Genomic DNA, 15,669 nt, shown 5'->3' on the forward strand with positions numbered 1-15,669 from the left:
CTTCGAAAGGGCACGTCCGGCGCAGGTTTCTCCGACTTTCGGCGGCTTGTGTGGGCAGGGCCTGCTGTGTATCTTGATCAGCCTTTGGCCGTTTGGGCGGTCACGACCCTATTTTTTGAGATTGGCCCTACGAGGCGAATCCTTTGTTTTGTTTAAGTAATTCTAAATAAAAAATTGAGGAGCACATCTAATGCGCGTCATTCTGCTGGGAGCTCCCGGGGCCGGTAAAGGTACTCAGGCTAAGTTCATCACCGAAAAGTTCGGCATTCCACAAATCTCTACCGGTGACATGCTGCGTGCTGCTGTAAAAGCCGGCACCGAGCTGGGCATCAAAGCCAAAAGCATCATGGATGCCGGTGGTCTGGTCTCCGACGATCTGATCATCGCTTTGGTCAAGGACCGTATCGCGCAGCCTGACTGTGCCAACGGTTTCCTGTTCGACGGTTTCCCGCGCACCATTCCGCAAGCTGAAGCGTTGGTAGAAGCTGGCGTGGAACTGGACAACGTGGTCGAAATCGCCGTCGATGACGAAGAGATCGTTCAGCGTATCGCCGGTCGTCGCGTTCACGAGGCCAGCGGCCGCGTGTACCACACCGTGTACAACCCGCCGAAAATCGCCGGTAAAGACGACATCACTGGTGAAGAGCTGGTGCAGCGCAAGGACGACACCGAAGAAACCGTGCGTCATCGCCTGTCGGTCTACCACTCCCAGACCAAACCTCTGGTGGAGTTCTACCAAGGCCTGGCCGCTGCTCAGGGCAAGCCGAAGTACAGCCATATTCCTGGCGTTGGCTCGGTTGAGACGATTACCGGCAAGGTGCTTGAAGCACTGAGCTGAAAAGTCTGATCGGCTTCATCTTCTACGGCCCGCTTGCGGGCCGTAGTTGTTTATACTGGCGCACTTTTTCTGACCTCTCTTACGGATACATCGATGAGCACCTTGCTGGCCCTGGACACCGCGACTGAAGCTTGCTCCGTTGCCTTGCTGCATGACGGCAAGGTCACGAGTCATTACGAGGTGATCCCGCGCCTGCATGCGCAGAAGTTGCTGCCGATGATTCAGCAACTGCTGGCCGATGCCGGGACCACGCTGCAAGCGGTCGACGCCATTGCGTTCGGTCGTGGGCCGGGCGCGTTTACCGGTGTGCGGATCGCCATTGGCGTGGTGCAAGGGCTGGCGTTTGCGCTGGACCGTCCGGTGTTGCCGGTCTCCAACCTCGCTGTACTCGCCCAGCGGGCTTATCGCGAACACGGCGTCAGCCAGGTCGCGGCAGCCATCGATGCGCGTATGGATGAGGTGTATTGGGGCTGCTACCGCGAAACGGCGGGGGAGATGCGGCTGGTGGGTAACGAAGCGGTATTGCCACCGGAAGCCGCCGCGTTGCCGGTCGATGCCAGCGGCGAGTGGTTCGGCGCGGGCACCGGTTGGGGTTATGCCGAGCGTATTGCAGTGAACCTGAGCGGCCAGGACGCGAGCATGCTGCCCCACGCCGAAGATCTGCTGACCCTGGCGCGTTTCGCCTGGGAACGCGGTGAAGCGATCGTGGCCGATCAGGCGCAGCCGGTGTATCTGCGCGATAAAGTCGCGACGCCGAAAGCGCGGTAATCCACATGGTCGGCATTTCATCTTTGGCAAATTGTCAGTTTCTGCCCGCCGCTTTTAAACCTTTTCGCTTTTCTGTGTTCTAGTTATCACTCGGCGGTTTGCGAAGTGGGTAATGCGCCACTAAACTGCCATCATCGATACCGAGCATGCACTTATGCGTATAGACGGCGTTTCCTCCCAGTCCTACCCGATCAAGCGCAAGCCTCGTAAAGGCCATGTGTCCGAGGATGACTCCGTCGATATCGACGGCGAGCTGGAATTCCCTACCGAAGAGCAATTGGCCGCCCGCGCCGCCAAAGCCTCCGCGCAACGCCTGAGCAATCTTCCCGCGCGTCAACAAGACATGATTTATCACCGCGCCATGAGCAAAAGCGTGGCAATGGCACTGGCCAGTTACCTGAGCACTGCCACTTTTGTCGACTGGGATGCGGATGTGCTGGGTCTCGACCTGTACATCTGATGCTGCCTTATTACCTCGGCTGCCCGTCCTGGAGCGAAAACGCCTGGCGTGACTACTTGTATCCACAAGGCGCCAAACCCGCCGAGTTTCTTGATCTTTATTCTCAAGTGTTCAACGCCGTGGAAGGCAATACGACCTTCTACGCGAGCCCGGCTGCCGCCACCGTGCAGCGCTGGGCCGAGACCATGCCCGAACACTTTCGCTTCACCGCCAAATTTCCCGGCGACATCAGCCACAGCGGTGACCTGCGCGAACAATTGACCGCCACAGAAACGTTCCTGCAATTGCTCAGCCCTCTGGGGGAGCGGGTTTCGCCATTGTGGCTGCAATTGTCCAAAAGCTTCACCCCGCAACGACTGTCGGAACTGGCCGGTTTTATTGATGCGGTGGACCGGCCGTTGGCGGTCGAAGTGCGGCATGACGAGTTCTTTGCCAAGGGCGATGCCGAGCGAATGCTCAATCGCCTGCTGCTGGATCGTGGCGTCGAGCGCATCTGCCTCGATCCGCGCGCGCTGTTCAGCTGCACCTCGACCGATCCTTCGGTGCTTCACGCCCAATCGAAAAAGCCCAGGGTGCCGCCTCGCCCCGCGGCGTTCACTCAGTTTCCGCAGGTGCGTTTCATCGGCCATCCGGAGCTTGAAGCCAACGATCCGTTCCTGGTGCCATGGGTCGAGAAAATCGCCGTCTGGATCGAAGAGGGCCGCACGCCATATATCTTCCTGCACACCGCCGATAACCTGCTGGCGGCGAAACTGGCACAACGTTTTCACGCACAACTGATGCAGCGTTTGCCTGGCTTGCCGCCGCTGCCTGAGCTATACAGAGAACCCGCCGCCGAGCAACTTGGCTTGCTCTGAAGCGGGTTTTCCCTTTTTCAGGAGCCTGCCAATGGATGCGCAAACCCTTCGAGCCCAGGCGTTCAAAGCACTGCATGAACGCGAGGGCGCTTTTGTCATTCCCAACCCCTGGGACGCCGGCTCGGCGAAAATGCTCGCCAGCCTTGGCTTCGAGGCGCTGGCGACGACCAGTGCCGGCTACGCCTTTTCCCAGGGCCGCCCCGATGGTGGATTGACGCTCGACGATACCCTGGCGAACGTTCGAGCGATTGTCGCGGCCACCGACCTGCCAGTCGCGGTCGATCTGGAAAACGGTTTCGCTGACGACCCCGCCGAGTGCGCCCAAAGTATTCTGCGGGCCGCCCAGGCCGGTGCCGTTGGCGGTTCGATCGAGGATGCCACAGGGCGTGAAGACGGGCCGATCTACTGCTTCGAGCATGCCGTGGCGCGTATCGAAGCCGCCGTCGCAGCAGCTCGCAGTTTGCCTTTCCCCTTCACGTTGACGGCGCGTGCCGAGAACTTTCTGCACGGCAATCCTGACCTCGACGATACCATTCGCCGCTTGCGGGCATTCGCCGAGGCCGGCGCGGACGTGCTTTACGCCCCAGGCCTGCGCAATGCTGAAGAGGTCTTGGCGGTGGTTCGCGCCGTGGCACCGAAACCGGTCAATGTGTTGATGTCCGGCGGGCTCAAGCTGACGGTGGCGCAGTTGAGCGAAATGGGCGTCAAGCGCATCAGCGTCGGTTCGGCCCTGGCTTTGGCAGCGTATGGCGAGTTCTTGCGCGCGGCCGAGGAAATCCAGCAACACGGGACTTTCGGCTTCACTTCCCGGTCGATGCCGTTCCAGAAGGCCAATCAATTCTTCAAAGGCTGACGAGGTCGGGCCGTGATGGCTGGGCCGCTGAGGGGTTATGCGGCGATGCGCAGGTTCTGCAGAACGATCGGGCGCGCCCAGCCGTTATCGAAATCGAGTTGTTTCTGCTGTTCCACCAACTCTTGCGGTGAGAACGGCGGGAACGGTTTGTCCAGCAGGTCGAGTTCGAACTCGGCGATTGGCAAGTGCAGCGGACGCGGTTGCGATGCGGCACCAGGCTCGGGCAGCGGTTGACCGGCAGTGAGCACGATCGGGCGAACCCAGCCGCTTTCGAAGTCCTGCTGTTTCTGTTGCGCGACGATTTCTTCCGGCGGGAACGGCGGGAATGGTTTATCGGCCAGGTCCATTTCGAACTCGGCAATCGGCAGGAACAACGGCTCGGGTGGACGGACCGGGGTTTCTGTGACGTTGCATTCACGCTGGGAAATGATGTGCGCCAGCAGCTCGCTGCCGACGGTCGGTTCGACCGGGCTGTCGAGATCGACCGGTGGGAAGTCCAGAGACGCCGGCACCACATCGCCCGACTGATCGGCCAGGGCCTGGGCAAAAAAATCCTGCCACAGGTGACTGACGCCGCTCAGTGCTTGGGAATTTCGCAGGCCAAAATCGCCGTGGGGCGAGATGTAACCTATCGATGTGCGTTGAATGTCTGACATTTCTCTCGGTCGACGCTCAGCTCTGGCAAAATGCTCGATAGTTTGGTTATCGGCCGTTTTTGCCGATCATTAATTTTTTGAGCGTGTTTTCCCATGATTGAGCAACCTGCGGCCTGCCGCATCCATGTCGAGGCCTTGGGCGCGACGTTCCAGCCACAGGCCGAGCAATGGGCCGAGCGCCTGGGTTTGCCGTTGCAGGTGGATGACGGCGAGTTTGCCTTACAGGTGGGCGAGCAGGGTTTGCAGCTGCAACAACTGGGGCCGGACGCACCGGGGCCGGTGCGGGTGGACTTCGTCGAGGGTGGCGCAGCCCATCGTCGGTTGTACGGCGGCGGCAGCGGTCAGATGATCGCCAAAGCGGTCGGCATCGCCCAAGGCGTGCGCCCGCGGGTACTGGACGCCACGGCCGGGTTGGGCAAGGACGCGTTCGTGTTGGCCAGCCTGGGCTGCGAGATGAGCCTGATCGAGCGCCAGCCGCTGATCGGCGCCTTGCTTGAAGATGGTCTGGCACGCGGCGCGGAAGATTTCGACGTAGCGCCGATCGTGGCGCGGATGCGTTTGCTCAAGGGCAATTCGATCGAGGTGATGCGCAACTGGGAAGGCGAGCCGCCGCAGGTGATCTACCTCGACCCGATGTTTCCCCATCGTGAGAAAACCGCGTTGGTGAAGAAGGAAATGCGCCTGTTCCGGCCGCTGGTCGGCGATGACCCGGATGCGCCGGCTCTGCTCGAAGCGGCGTTGGCCCTGGCCAGTCACCGGGTGGTGGTCAAACGCCCGCGCAAGGCGCCGTGCATTGATGGACCGAAGCCGAGTCATGCGCTGGACGGTAAATCCAGCCGGTATGACATTTATCCGAAGAAAGCGCTCAAGCCTTAAGACCGAGTCTCCTTCACTGATCCTTGATCGTTCCCACGCTCTGCGTGGGAACGCCTCAATGGACGCTCTGCGTCCGTTTCTGGGACGCGGAGCGTCCCGGGCTGCATTCCCACGCAGAGCGTGGGAACGATCATCACGTCAGTCCAGACGCCAAATATCTATCAGGCCGACTCCGGCCGATACGCCCGCATAAACAATCCCACCACTTCCTGCACATGGGCTTCGGCCGCATCCCCGGTTACCGGTTCGCCGCAGCCATACAGCAAGCGGAAATTCCCCGCGCCCTTGAGCAGGCAGAAGAAGTGCTCGGCGGCATTGCGCGGTTTGTCGATGCTCAACACGCCACTCTGATCGATCTTGCTCAGCAAACGCTCCATGCCGTGCAGCACGCGTTCCGGCCCGGCCTCGAAGAAGATCTGTGCGAGTTTCGGGTCCTGGCTGCCCAGCGTCATCATCAGCCGGTGCAGGTTCACCGATTCGTCGCTGTTGATCAGTTGATGAAAGCCGTGTGCGATGTTCAGCAGCACGGTTTCCACGGCGACGCCGTCCGGCAATTCAAAAACCAGCGGAGGCAATTGCTCCTCGCATTTGGCTACGACAGCAGAAGAGAACAGCGTCTCCTTGTCGTTGAAATGGCTGTAGACCGTCAGCTTCGATACGCCGGCCTCAGTCGCTACGGCATCCATGCTGGTGTTGGCGTATCCCTTACTCAAAAACAGGATTTTCGCCGCGTCGAGGATTGCCCGGCGCTTGGCCAGATCCTTGGGACGGCCCGGACCGCTGGGGGTGGAAAGATTGTCTGACATTCTTCGCTTTTAATACTGGACTGGTGAGTTTGCTATTAATAACATACTGGTCAGTATAATTATTCCAAGCACCATTAGCGAAAGGTCGTTCACCATGCTGCGCTTTGCCTTGCCCCTCGCGTTGCCGGTCAGTCTGGCTTTTTTATTGTCGGCATGTGGCCATGAAGAAGCCCCTCCGGTCAGCGTGCGCCCGGCCATGGTGGTGCAGCCAGAGCCCTCGGCCCAGGCAATGGAAAGCTATCCCGGCGAAGTTCGCGCGCGGTATGAGCCGGATCTTGCCTTCCGGATTGGCGGCAAAGTCAGCCGACGACTGGTCGAAGAAGGGCAGCGGGTCAAGGCTGACCAACCCCTGGCGGAACTCGATCCTCAGGACGTGCGCCTGCAACTGGAAGCCACCCGTGCCCAGGTCGCGGCTGCCGAAGCCAATCTGAACCTGGTGCGCGCCGAGCGCGATCGCTACAAGACCCTGATGGAGCGGCAGATGGTCAGCCGTTCGCAGTACGACAACGCGGAAAACCTCTACCGCTCCGGTGAGGCCCGCCTCAAGCAAATCAAAGCCGAATTCAACGTATCGACCAATCAGGCCAGTTACGCGGTGCTGCGTGCGCCGCAGGATGGCGTGGTCGCCAAGCGTGCGGTTGAAGTCGGGCAGGTGGTGGCGGCGGGGCAAACCGTGTTTACCCTGGCCACCGATGGCGAACGCGAAGTGTTGATCAGCCTGCCGGAGCAGAGCTTCGGCCGCTTCAAGGTCGGTCAGCCGGTCTCGGTGGAGCTCTGGACCCAACCCGATCAGCGTTTCCCTGGGCACATCCGTGAGTTGTCGCCTGCCGCCGATCCCAAATCCCGCACTTTTGCCGCCCGTATCGCTTTTACCGCCGGCAAGGTTCCCGCCGAACTCGGCCAGAGCGCCCGGGTGTTCATCCAGACCGCCGAAGTGGTGCCGTTGTCAGTGCCGCTGTCGGCCCTCACCGCAGAAAACGGCGCCACCTACGTGTGGGTGGTCGGCGCCAACAACACCTTGAAAAAAGTCCCGGTGCGGGTCGGTGCATTCGGCGAGAAAACCGTGCCGGTGCTTGAGGGGCTGAACGCCAGTGACTGGGTGGTGGCGGCCGGTGTTCATGTGCTTCACGACGGGCAGCAAATACGCCCGGTGGATCGCTCCAACCGCGTGGTCAATCTGGCGCACAAGGAGTAATCCCAGATGGGTTTCAATCTTTCCGAATGGGCGCTGCGTAACCGCCAGATCGTACTGTTCCTGATGCTCCTGCTGGCTGTGGTCGGGGCGTTGTCCTACACCAAGCTCGGCCAAAGCGAAGACCCGCCGTTCACCTTCAAGGCCATGGTAATTCGTACCAACTGGCCGGGGGCCACGGCCGAGGAAGTGGCGCGCCAGGTCACCGAGCGTATTGAAAAGAAACTGATGGAAACCGGCGAGTACGAACGGATCACCTCGTTCTCCCGCCCGGGCGAGTCCCAGGTGACGTTCATGGCGCGCGATTCCATGCATTCGGTGGATATCCCGGGCCTCTGGTATCAGGTCCGCAAGAAGATCAGCGATATTCGCCAGACCCTGCCACCGGGTATCCAGGGCCCGTTTTTCAACGATGAATTCGGCACCACGTTCGGCAATATCTACGCCCTGACCGGCGAGGGCTTTGATTACGCAGTGCTCAAGGATTACGCCGACCGCATCCAGATCCAGCTACAACGGGTCAAGGATGTGGGCAAGGTCGACCTGCTCGGGTTACAGGACGAGAAGGTCTGGATCGAACTCTCCAACGTTAAACTGGCCACCCTCGGGGTGCCGCTGGCAGCGGTGCAGCAGGCACTCGAAGAACAGAACGCGATGTCCACCGCAGGCTTCTTCGAAACCACCAGCGAGCGGTTGCAGCTACGGGTCTCGGGGAATTTTCAGACGGTCGACGAGATCAAGAACTTCCCGATCCGCGTCGCAGATCGCACGTTCCGCATCGGTGATGTGGCGGACGTTCGTCGTGGCTTCAACGATCCACCGGCGCCGCGCATGCGCTTCATGGCTGAGGACGCCATCGGTCTGGCGGTGGCCATGAAGGACGGTGGCGATATTCTGGTATTGGGCAAGGCGCTGGAAATCGAGTTCGCCCGGATTCAGCAAAACCTGCCGGCCGGCATGCAGTTGCGCAAAGTGTCCGATCAACCCGCTGCGGTGAAAACCGGTGTCGGCGAGTTCGTCCAGGTGCTGGTGGAGGCCCTGGCGATTGTGTTGCTGGTGAGCTTCTTCTCCCTCGGCGTGCGCACCGGCATGGTCGTAGCGCTGGCGATACCGCTGGTGTTGGCGATGACGTTCGCCTGCATGTATTACTTAGGAATAGGCCTGCACAAGATTTCCCTCGGCGCGCTGGTGCTGGCGCTGGGCTTGCTGGTGGATGATGCGATCATCGCCGTGGAAATGATGGCGATCAAAATGGAGCAGGGCTTCGACCGGATCAAGGCCGCCAGCTATGCCTGGACCAGCACCGCGTTCCCGATGCTCACCGGTACGTTGATCACCGCCGCCGGTTTCCTGCCGATTGCCACCGCGCAATCGGGCACCGGCGAGTACACCCGCTCGATCTTTCAGGTGGTAACCATCGCGCTGCTGGCGTCGTGGGTGGCGGCTGTGGTTTTTGTGCCTTATCTGGGGGAGAAACTTCTGCCGGACCTGGCGAAAATTCACGCCGCCAAACACGGCACCGGCGACGGCCAGCCCGACCCTTACGGCACGCCGTTCTATCAGCGCGTCAGACGGCTGGTGGAGTGGTGCGTGCGCCGGCGCAAAACGGTGATTGTGCTGACCATCGTGATGTTCGTCGCGTCCGTGGTGCTGTTCCGTTTCGTGCCGCAGCAGTTCTTCCCGGCATCGGGGCGACTGGAGTTGATGGTTGATCTGAAACTCGCCGAAGGTGCCTCCCTGAGCAACACCGCCGAGGAGGTCAAGCGTCTCGAAGGCCTGCTCAAGGATCACGCCGGGATCGACAACTACGTGGCTTATGTCGGTACCGGTTCGCCGCGTTTCTACCTGCCGCTGGACCAGCAACTTCCGGCCGCAAGCTTTGCGCAGTTTGTGGTGCTGGCCAAGACCATCGAAGACCGAGAAGCCCTGCGCACCTGGCTGATCGAAACCCTCAACGAACAATTCCCGGCCCTGCGCTCGCGGGTCACACGACTGGAGAACGGCCCGCCGGTTGGCTATCCGGTGCAGTTCCGGGTCACCGGTGAACATATCGCGGACGTTCGCGCCCTGGCGCGTAAAGTTGCGGCCAAGGTTCGCGAGAATCCACACGTGGCCAACGTGCATCTGGACTGGGAAGAGCCGAGCAAAGTCGTGTACCTGAACGTCGATCAGGATCGCGCGCGGGCGCTGGGCGTGAGCACGGCGAACCTCTCGGGGTTCCTGCGAAGCTCGCTGACCGGCTCCAGTGTCAGCCAGTATCGCGAAGATAACGAATTGATCGAGATCCTGCTGCGCGGCACGGTGCATGAGCGCACTGAACTGGCATTGCTGCCGAGCCTGGCCGTGCCGACCGACAACGGTCGCAGCGTGGCGCTGTCGCAGATTGCCACGCTGGAATACGGCTTCGAAGAAGGCATCATCTGGCACCGTAACCGCCTGCCCAACGTGACGGTTCGCGCCGACATCTACGGCAAGGAACAACCAGCGACACTGGTGCAGCAGATCATGCCGACCCTCGATCCGATCCGCGCCGAACTGCCGGACGGCTATCTGCTGGACGTCGGCGGCACGGTGGAAGACTCGGCCCGTGGGCAGAACTCGGTGAAGGCCGGCGTGCCGCTGTTCATCGTGGTGGTGCTGACGTTGCTGATGCTGCAACTGCGCAGTTTCTCACGCACTGCCATGGTGTTTCTGACCGCGCCGCTGGGGTTGATCGGGGTGACGTTGTTCCTGATGGTATTCCGTCAGCCGTTCGGTTTCGTCGCCATGCTCGGGACCATCGCGCTGTCCGGGATGATCATGCGTAACTCGGTGATTCTGGTGGATCAGATCGAGCAGGACATCGCTGCCGGGCTCAAGCCCTGGCAGGCGATCATCGAGGCGACGGTGCGACGTTTCCGGCCGATTGTGTTGACCGCGCTGGCGGCGGTGCTGGCGATGATTCCATTATCGCGCAGTGTGTTTTTCGGGCCGATGGCGGTTGCGATCATGGGCGGGCTGATTGTGGCGACGGCGTTGACGTTGCTGTTCTTGCCGGCGTTGTATGCAGCTTGGTTCAGAGTGAAAAAAGAACCGGCTTGATCCTGGTGGCCTCGACCTCGTGGTTTGGTTCACCGCATTCCCTTGTAGATGACATAAATGAAAAGCCCGCTGACCCATTAAAAGGTCAGCGGGCTTTTTGTTGTGTCTGATTATTCCCAACACATGGAAACGATCAGGTTACGGCTCAGAACAATATCTTCGCCACATCCGCAAAGCGCTTGGCAAAGTGCACGGTAATGCCTTCCTTCAGGTAGTCCGGCAACTCCTCGAAGTTACCGCGGTTCGGCTCCGGCAAAATCAGTTCATTGATCTTCTGCCGACGCGCCGCGATAACTTTTTCGCGCACCCCGCCAATCGGCAGTACATGCCCGGTCAGCGTCAGTTCACCGGTCATGGCCACGCCTTTTTTCGGCGGTTGGTTGCGGGCGAGGGAGAGCAGGGCGCTGGCCATGGTCACGCCGGCGCTCGGGCCGTCTTTCGGCGTTGCGCCTTCCGGTACGTGGAGGTGGACGAAGGCTTCATCGAAGAATGTCGGGTCACCACCGAATTGCTTCAGATGGGAGCTGACGTAGCTGTAGGCGATTTCCGCCGACTCTTTCATCACGTCTCCCAGTTGCCCGGTGAGTTTGAAGCCTCGGTTGAGGGTGTGGATGCGCGTGGCTTCGATCGGCAGGGTCGCGCCGCCCATGCTGGTCCAGGCCAGCCCGGTGATCACGCCGACGCCGGACAGCACTTGCTCGTTGCGGAACACCGGGCGGCCGAGTGAGGCTTCCAGGTCTTTGGGGCCGAGTTTGATGACGGCTTTCGGTTCGTCGAGCAGTTTCATCACCGCTTTGCGCACCAGTTTGCCGAGGTTTTTCTCCAGCTGACGGACTCCGGCCTCACGGGCATAGCCGTCGATCAAGGCCCTCAATGCGGTGTCGCTAATGCTCAAGTTGCCTTTGGGTACGCCGGCCTTTTCCAGCTGTTTCGGCCACAGGTGACGCTTGGCGATGGCGACTTTTTCTTCGGTGATGTAACCCGACAGGCGAATCACTTCCATCCGGTCCAGCAACGGGCCGGGGATCGAGTCCAGGGTGTTGGCGGTGCAGATGAACAGCACTTTCGACAGGTCCATCCGCAAGTCGAGGTAGTGGTCGAGGAATTCGACGTTCTGTTCCGGGTCGAGGGTTTCCAGCAGCGCCGAGGCGGGGTCGCCCTGATAGCTCTGGCCCATCTTGTCGATCTCGTCGAGCATGATCACCGGGTTCATCACTTCGACGTCTTTCAACGCCTGGACGAGTTTGCCCGGTTGTGCGCCGATGTAGGTGCGGCGATGGCCCTTGATCTCGGCTTCGTCGCGCATGCCGCCAACGCTGAAGCGGTAGAACGGTCGGCCTAGGGATTCGGCGATGGATTTGCCGACGCTGGTCTTGCCCACACCCGGTGGGCCCACCAGCAAGACGATGGAGCCGCTGATCTCACCTTTATAGGCACCGACCGCGAGGAATTCGAGGATGCGGTCCTTGATGTCGTCGAGACCGGCGTGGTGTTTGTCCAGCACCTTGCGCGCGTGCTTGAGGTTGAGCTTGTCCTCGCCATATACGCCCCAAGGCACCGAGGTCGCCCAGTCGAGGTAGTTGCGGGTCACCGCATATTCCGGCGAGCCGGTCTCGAGGATCGACAGCTTGTTCATTTCCTCTTCGATACGCTTCTGCGCCTGGGCCGGCAGTACCTTGCCCGTCAGGCGCTGCTCGAACTGCTCGATGTCGGCGCTGCGGTCGTCCTTGGTCAGGCCCAGCTCTTGCTGGATGACCTTGAGTTGCTCCTTGAGGAAGAACTCGCGCTGATGTTCGCCGATCTTGCGGTTAACTTCAGCGGAAATCTCTTTCTGCAAGCGCGCGACTTCGACTTCCTTGCGCAGCATCGGCAGGACTTTTTCCATGCGCTTGAGCATCGGCACGCAGTCGAGCACTTCTTGCAACTCGCTGCCCGTGGCCGAGGTCAGGGCGGCGGCGAAGTCGGTCAGGGGTGACGGATCGTTGGGGCTGAAGCGGTTGAGGTAGTTTTTCAACTCTTCGCTGTACAGCGGGTTCAGCGGCAGTAGCTCCTTGATCGCATTGATCAGCGCCATGCCGTAGGCCTTGACCTCGTCGGTCGGCTCGGTGGGCTGGTGCGGGTATTCGACTTCCACCAGGTACGGTGGGCGATGGTGCTTGAGCCAGGTTTTGATGCGCACCCGGGTCAGCCCCTGAGCGACGAATTGCAGTTTGCCGTTTTCGCGGCTGGCGTGATGGACTTTGACCAGCGTGCCGTATTCCGGCAGGGCTTTGGTGTCGAAATGGCGCGGGTTGTCCTGGGGGGCGTCCATGAAGAACAGGGCCAGGGAATGGTGGTCGGACTGGCTCACCAGTTCGAGAGTCTCGGCCCACGGCTCTTCGTTGACGATCACCGGCAGCACTTGCGCCGGGAAGAAAGGCCGGTTGTGGATCGGGATGATGTAGACCTTGTCCGGCAGGTTCTGGCCAGGCAGGGTGAGGCCTTTGCCGGGTGCATGGTGTTCGGCGTTGTCTGTTTCTGCGTATTCGCTCGGGTCTTCGGGGAATTCTTGCTGGTCGGTCATGGGGCACCTGCGCAATAGGGTATGGATGTTAGATGGGGCAGGTGGGGGGTGGTTTCAATGGCCCTGGCTATTTCAGAGTGTGTGTTCAGGGTTTTGACAGGTATTGGACCTCCAAAGGGCTTCGCACCTATAGGGATTTTGGGGATGGCGGGGATTGCAGCGCGCACAAAAAAAGGCGACGCCCCTCACAGGGCGTCGCCTTTGTTTTAACTGCCGCTACCGCTTATTCCGACAGTTTGTACGCAATCACATAGTCACCTTGCTTGGTGCCCAGCGATCCGTGACCACCCGCAACAACGAGCACGTATTGCTTGCCGTCTTTGCCGGTGTAGGTCATCGGTGTGGTTTGCGCGCCGGCTGGCAGGCGGCCTTCCCACAGCTGCTTGCCGTTTTTCACGTCGTAGGCGCGCAGGTACTGGTCGAGGGTGCCGCTCAGGAAGGCCACGCCACCGGCGGTGGTGAAGGTCCCGCCCAGGCTCGGTACGCCCATGCTCAGAGGGATCGGAACCGGCGAGCTGTCACGCACGGTGCCGTTTTTGTGTTTCCAGATGATTTTGCTGGTGGTCAGGTCGACCGCTGTCACGTAACCCCAGGCCGGTGCCTGGCACGGCAGGCCCATTGGCGAGAGCAGGGGTTCGAGGATGACGCCGTATGGCGCGCCTTTGTTCGGCTGCACGCCTTCGGTTTCGCTTTTACGCGGGCCTTGGGCTGCGATTTCGGCGGCGGGGATCAGTTTCGATTTGAACGCCATGTAGTCCGGGTTCATGAAAGCAATCTGACGCACCGGGTCAACCGAGATACCACCCCAGTCGAACACACCGAAGTTGCCTGGATAAACGATCGAACCTTGCAGCGATGGCGGCGTGAACGGGCCGTCGTAGCGCAGGGATTTGAAGTTGATCCGGCAGATCAGTTGGTCGAACGGGGTGACGCCCCACATGTCGCGCTCTTTCAGCGGCGGCGGCATCAGGTTCAGGTCGGATTTCGGTTGGGTCGGCGAGGTGTGATCACCTTCGACAGCGCCTTGTGGCACCGGCACTTCGTTGATCGGCACGATGGCCTTGCCGTTGCTGCGGTCCAGCACGTAAATGCTGCCTTGCTTGGTGGACGCAAGCACCGCCTGCTTCACACCGTCAGCGGTTTTCAGGTCCATCAGGGTTGGCTGGCCACCGACGTCCATGTCCCACAGGTCATGGTGGGTGAACTGGAAGTGCCAGCGCACCTTGCCGGTGGCGATGTCCAGCGCGGTCAGGCCGGCGGCGTGCAGTTCCGATTCAGGGGTACGCGCGCCACCGAACTGATCCGGGGTCTGGTTGCCCATCGGCAGGTAGAGCATGCCGAGTTTTTCGTCGACGGCGAACATGGACCACATGTTCGGCGAGTTGCGGGTGTAGACCTTGCCTTCGGCAATTGGCGTGGTGTCGTCCGGGTTGCCGCTGTCCCAGTTCCACACCAGTTTGCCGGTGTGCACGTCGAACGCGCGGATCACGCCGCTTGGCTCGTCGGTGGAAACGTTGTCGGTGACGTGGCCGCCAATCACCACCAGGTCTTTGGTGACCGCCGGTGGCGAAGTGGAGTAGTAACCACCAGGGGTGAAGCCGCCGATGTTGGCGGTCAGGTCGACCTGGCCACCGTTACCGAAGTCTTCGCACATTTTGCCGGTGTCGGCGTTCAGGGCGATCAGGCGGGTGTCGGCGGTCGGCAGGAAAATACGGCGCGGGCAGACGCTGGTCACTGGCGGGTTGGCAGTGCCGGTCGGGCTCTGCTCGGATGCGTAGGCGGCATCATCGTGATAGGTCACGCCACGGCAGGTCATGTGCGCCCAACCCTTGAAGTTCGCCGCGTTCTGCGTGGAGAGCTTCGGATCGAAACGCCAGATTTCCTTGCCGGTGTCCGGGTCCAGTGCGATCACCTGGCTGTGCGGCGTGCAGACATAGAGCATGCCGTTGGCTTTGAGCGGGGTGTTTTCGGCGGTGGTTTCGCCCGGGTCGTTCGGGCCAGGCAGGTCACCGGTACGGAAAGTCCAGGCGGGAACCAGTTTGCTGACGTTCTGCGGGGTGATTTGCGCCAGTGGCGAGTAGCGATCGCCATGGGCGCTGCGGCCGTAGGAGTTCCAGTCGCCATCCGGCATGGCCGGGGCGGTGTTGCTCATGCCAGGCACGGCGTCACGGTCCAGTTGGCCTTTGATTTCACCGGGGTTGGTGAACAGGCTGGCTAGCGCGGCGATACCGGCGATGACCACGGCAGCACTCAGCACACCGGTGCCGACCGGGTTGAAGTCGCCGCGACGCAACGGGCGACGAAACCATGGCAGCAGCATGACGATGCCGAGGGTAAAGAGCAGTGCCAGACGCGGCACCAGTTGCCACCAGTCCAGACCGACTTCCCACAGTGCCCAGACGGTACTGGCGAATAGCACCACCGCGTACACGCTCAGCGCCGCATAACGGTCGGCCAGCAGCAGCCCACCAGCCACCAACAGGCCGATACCGGCCAGCAGGTAATACAGCGAGCCGCCGAGCATGCTCAGCTTGATTCCCCCGGCCAGCAAGGCCAGGCCCATTAGCAGAAGCACGATACCGAGCAGGCTCGGTAGCAGACGGCTTCGACTCAAAGCACCATCAGTGCTCATAGTGTGGTTCTCCGTGACGTTTAAGTAGTCCCGCGCAAGTTCACTGTAGATGACGATCTGGCGCGGGCATGGTTCAGGTTAAAAAGT

12 protein-coding genes are annotated in these 15,669 nt (G+C 60.8%); 8 read left to right on the forward strand and 4 right to left on the reverse strand.

From position 1 onward, the window contains the following. Window positions 1-190: 190 nt before the first annotated feature. The 5 genes from adk to PSH69_RS05205 all read left to right on the forward strand — a co-directional run bounded on the left by adk (window position 191) and on the right by PSH69_RS05205 (window position 3,776). Window positions 191-838, forward strand: a complete 648-nt coding sequence (gene adk, locus PSH69_RS05185) for an adenylate kinase (protein ID WP_018926674.1) — start codon at window positions 191-193, stop codon at window positions 836-838. Window positions 839-931: 93 nt separating this feature from the next. After that, complete coding sequence (tsaB, locus tag PSH69_RS05190) at window positions 932-1,606, forward strand: tRNA (adenosine(37)-N6)-threonylcarbamoyltransferase complex dimerization subunit type 1 TsaB (protein WP_018926673.1); 675 nt, start codon at window positions 932-934, stop codon at window positions 1,604-1,606. Between the two features lie 154 nt (window positions 1,607-1,760). Beyond that, window positions 1,761-2,066, forward strand: a complete 306-nt coding sequence (locus PSH69_RS05195) for a hypothetical protein (protein ID WP_007940187.1) — start codon at window positions 1,761-1,763, stop codon at window positions 2,064-2,066. Next, window positions 2,063-2,923: a DUF72 domain-containing protein gene (locus PSH69_RS05200; protein WP_305412787.1), complete on the forward strand. Its 861-nt coding sequence runs from the start codon at window positions 2,063-2,065 to the stop codon at window positions 2,921-2,923. The genes PSH69_RS05195 and PSH69_RS05200 overlap by 4 nt, the downstream gene beginning before the upstream one ends. A 31-nt stretch (window positions 2,924-2,954) precedes the next feature. Next, window positions 2,955-3,776 carry an oxaloacetate decarboxylase gene (locus PSH69_RS05205; RefSeq protein WP_305411262.1) on the forward strand — a complete coding sequence of 274 codons (822 nt, stop codon included), beginning with the start codon at window positions 2,955-2,957 and terminating at the stop codon, window positions 3,774-3,776. A gap of 35 nt (window positions 3,777-3,811) precedes the next feature. On the opposite strand, the gene PSH69_RS05210 is transcribed toward PSH69_RS05205, so the two are convergent. Beyond that, window positions 3,812-4,432, reverse strand: a complete 621-nt coding sequence (locus tag PSH69_RS05210; protein WP_305411263.1) for an energy transducer TonB — start codon at window positions 4,430-4,432, stop codon at window positions 3,812-3,814. A gap of 93 nt (window positions 4,433-4,525) precedes the next feature. Between PSH69_RS05210 and PSH69_RS05215 the strand changes: the two genes are divergently transcribed. Continuing rightward, window positions 4,526-5,308: a class I SAM-dependent methyltransferase gene (locus tag PSH69_RS05215; protein ID WP_018926668.1), complete on the forward strand. Its 783-nt coding sequence runs from the start codon at window positions 4,526-4,528 to the stop codon at window positions 5,306-5,308. A 161-nt stretch (window positions 5,309-5,469) separates the two neighbouring features. Here the strand turns inward: PSH69_RS05215 and PSH69_RS05220 are convergent, their stop codons facing one another. Beyond that, complete coding sequence (locus tag PSH69_RS05220) at window positions 5,470-6,114, reverse strand: TetR/AcrR family transcriptional regulator (protein ID WP_018926667.1); 645 nt, start codon at window positions 6,112-6,114, stop codon at window positions 5,470-5,472. 94 nt (window positions 6,115-6,208) lie between these two features. On the opposite strand from PSH69_RS05220, the gene PSH69_RS05225 reads away from it, so the two are divergent. Beyond that, the gene (locus tag PSH69_RS05225) at window positions 6,209-7,309 is read left to right on the forward strand and encodes an efflux RND transporter periplasmic adaptor subunit (protein ID WP_305411264.1); all 1,101 of its coding nucleotides are present in this window, start codon (window positions 6,209-6,211) and stop codon (window positions 7,307-7,309) included. Between the two features lie 6 nt (window positions 7,310-7,315). Continuing rightward, the gene (locus PSH69_RS05230; RefSeq protein ID WP_305411265.1) at window positions 7,316-10,387 is read left to right on the forward strand and encodes an efflux RND transporter permease subunit; all 3,072 of its coding nucleotides are present in this window, start codon (window positions 7,316-7,318) and stop codon (window positions 10,385-10,387) included. 145 nt (window positions 10,388-10,532) lie between these two features. Here PSH69_RS05230 and lon read toward each other — a convergent pair whose 3' ends face one another. Together lon and PSH69_RS05240 are read right to left on the reverse strand one after the other, a co-directional pair. Next, window positions 10,533-12,950, reverse strand: a complete 2,418-nt coding sequence (lon, locus tag PSH69_RS05235) for an endopeptidase La (protein WP_305411266.1) — start codon at window positions 12,948-12,950, stop codon at window positions 10,533-10,535. 223 nt (window positions 12,951-13,173) lie between these two features. Further along, window positions 13,174-15,582, reverse strand: coding sequence for a glucose/quinate/shikimate family membrane-bound PQQ-dependent dehydrogenase (locus PSH69_RS05240; RefSeq protein ID WP_305411267.1), 2,409 nt, complete (start codon window positions 15,580-15,582; stop codon window positions 13,174-13,176). Window positions 15,583-15,669 lie beyond the last annotated feature (87 nt).

Origin of the sequence: Pseudomonas sp. FP1740, assembly GCF_030687165.1 — a bacterium.
GTDB lineage: Bacteria > Pseudomonadota > Gammaproteobacteria > Pseudomonadales > Pseudomonadaceae > Aquipseudomonas.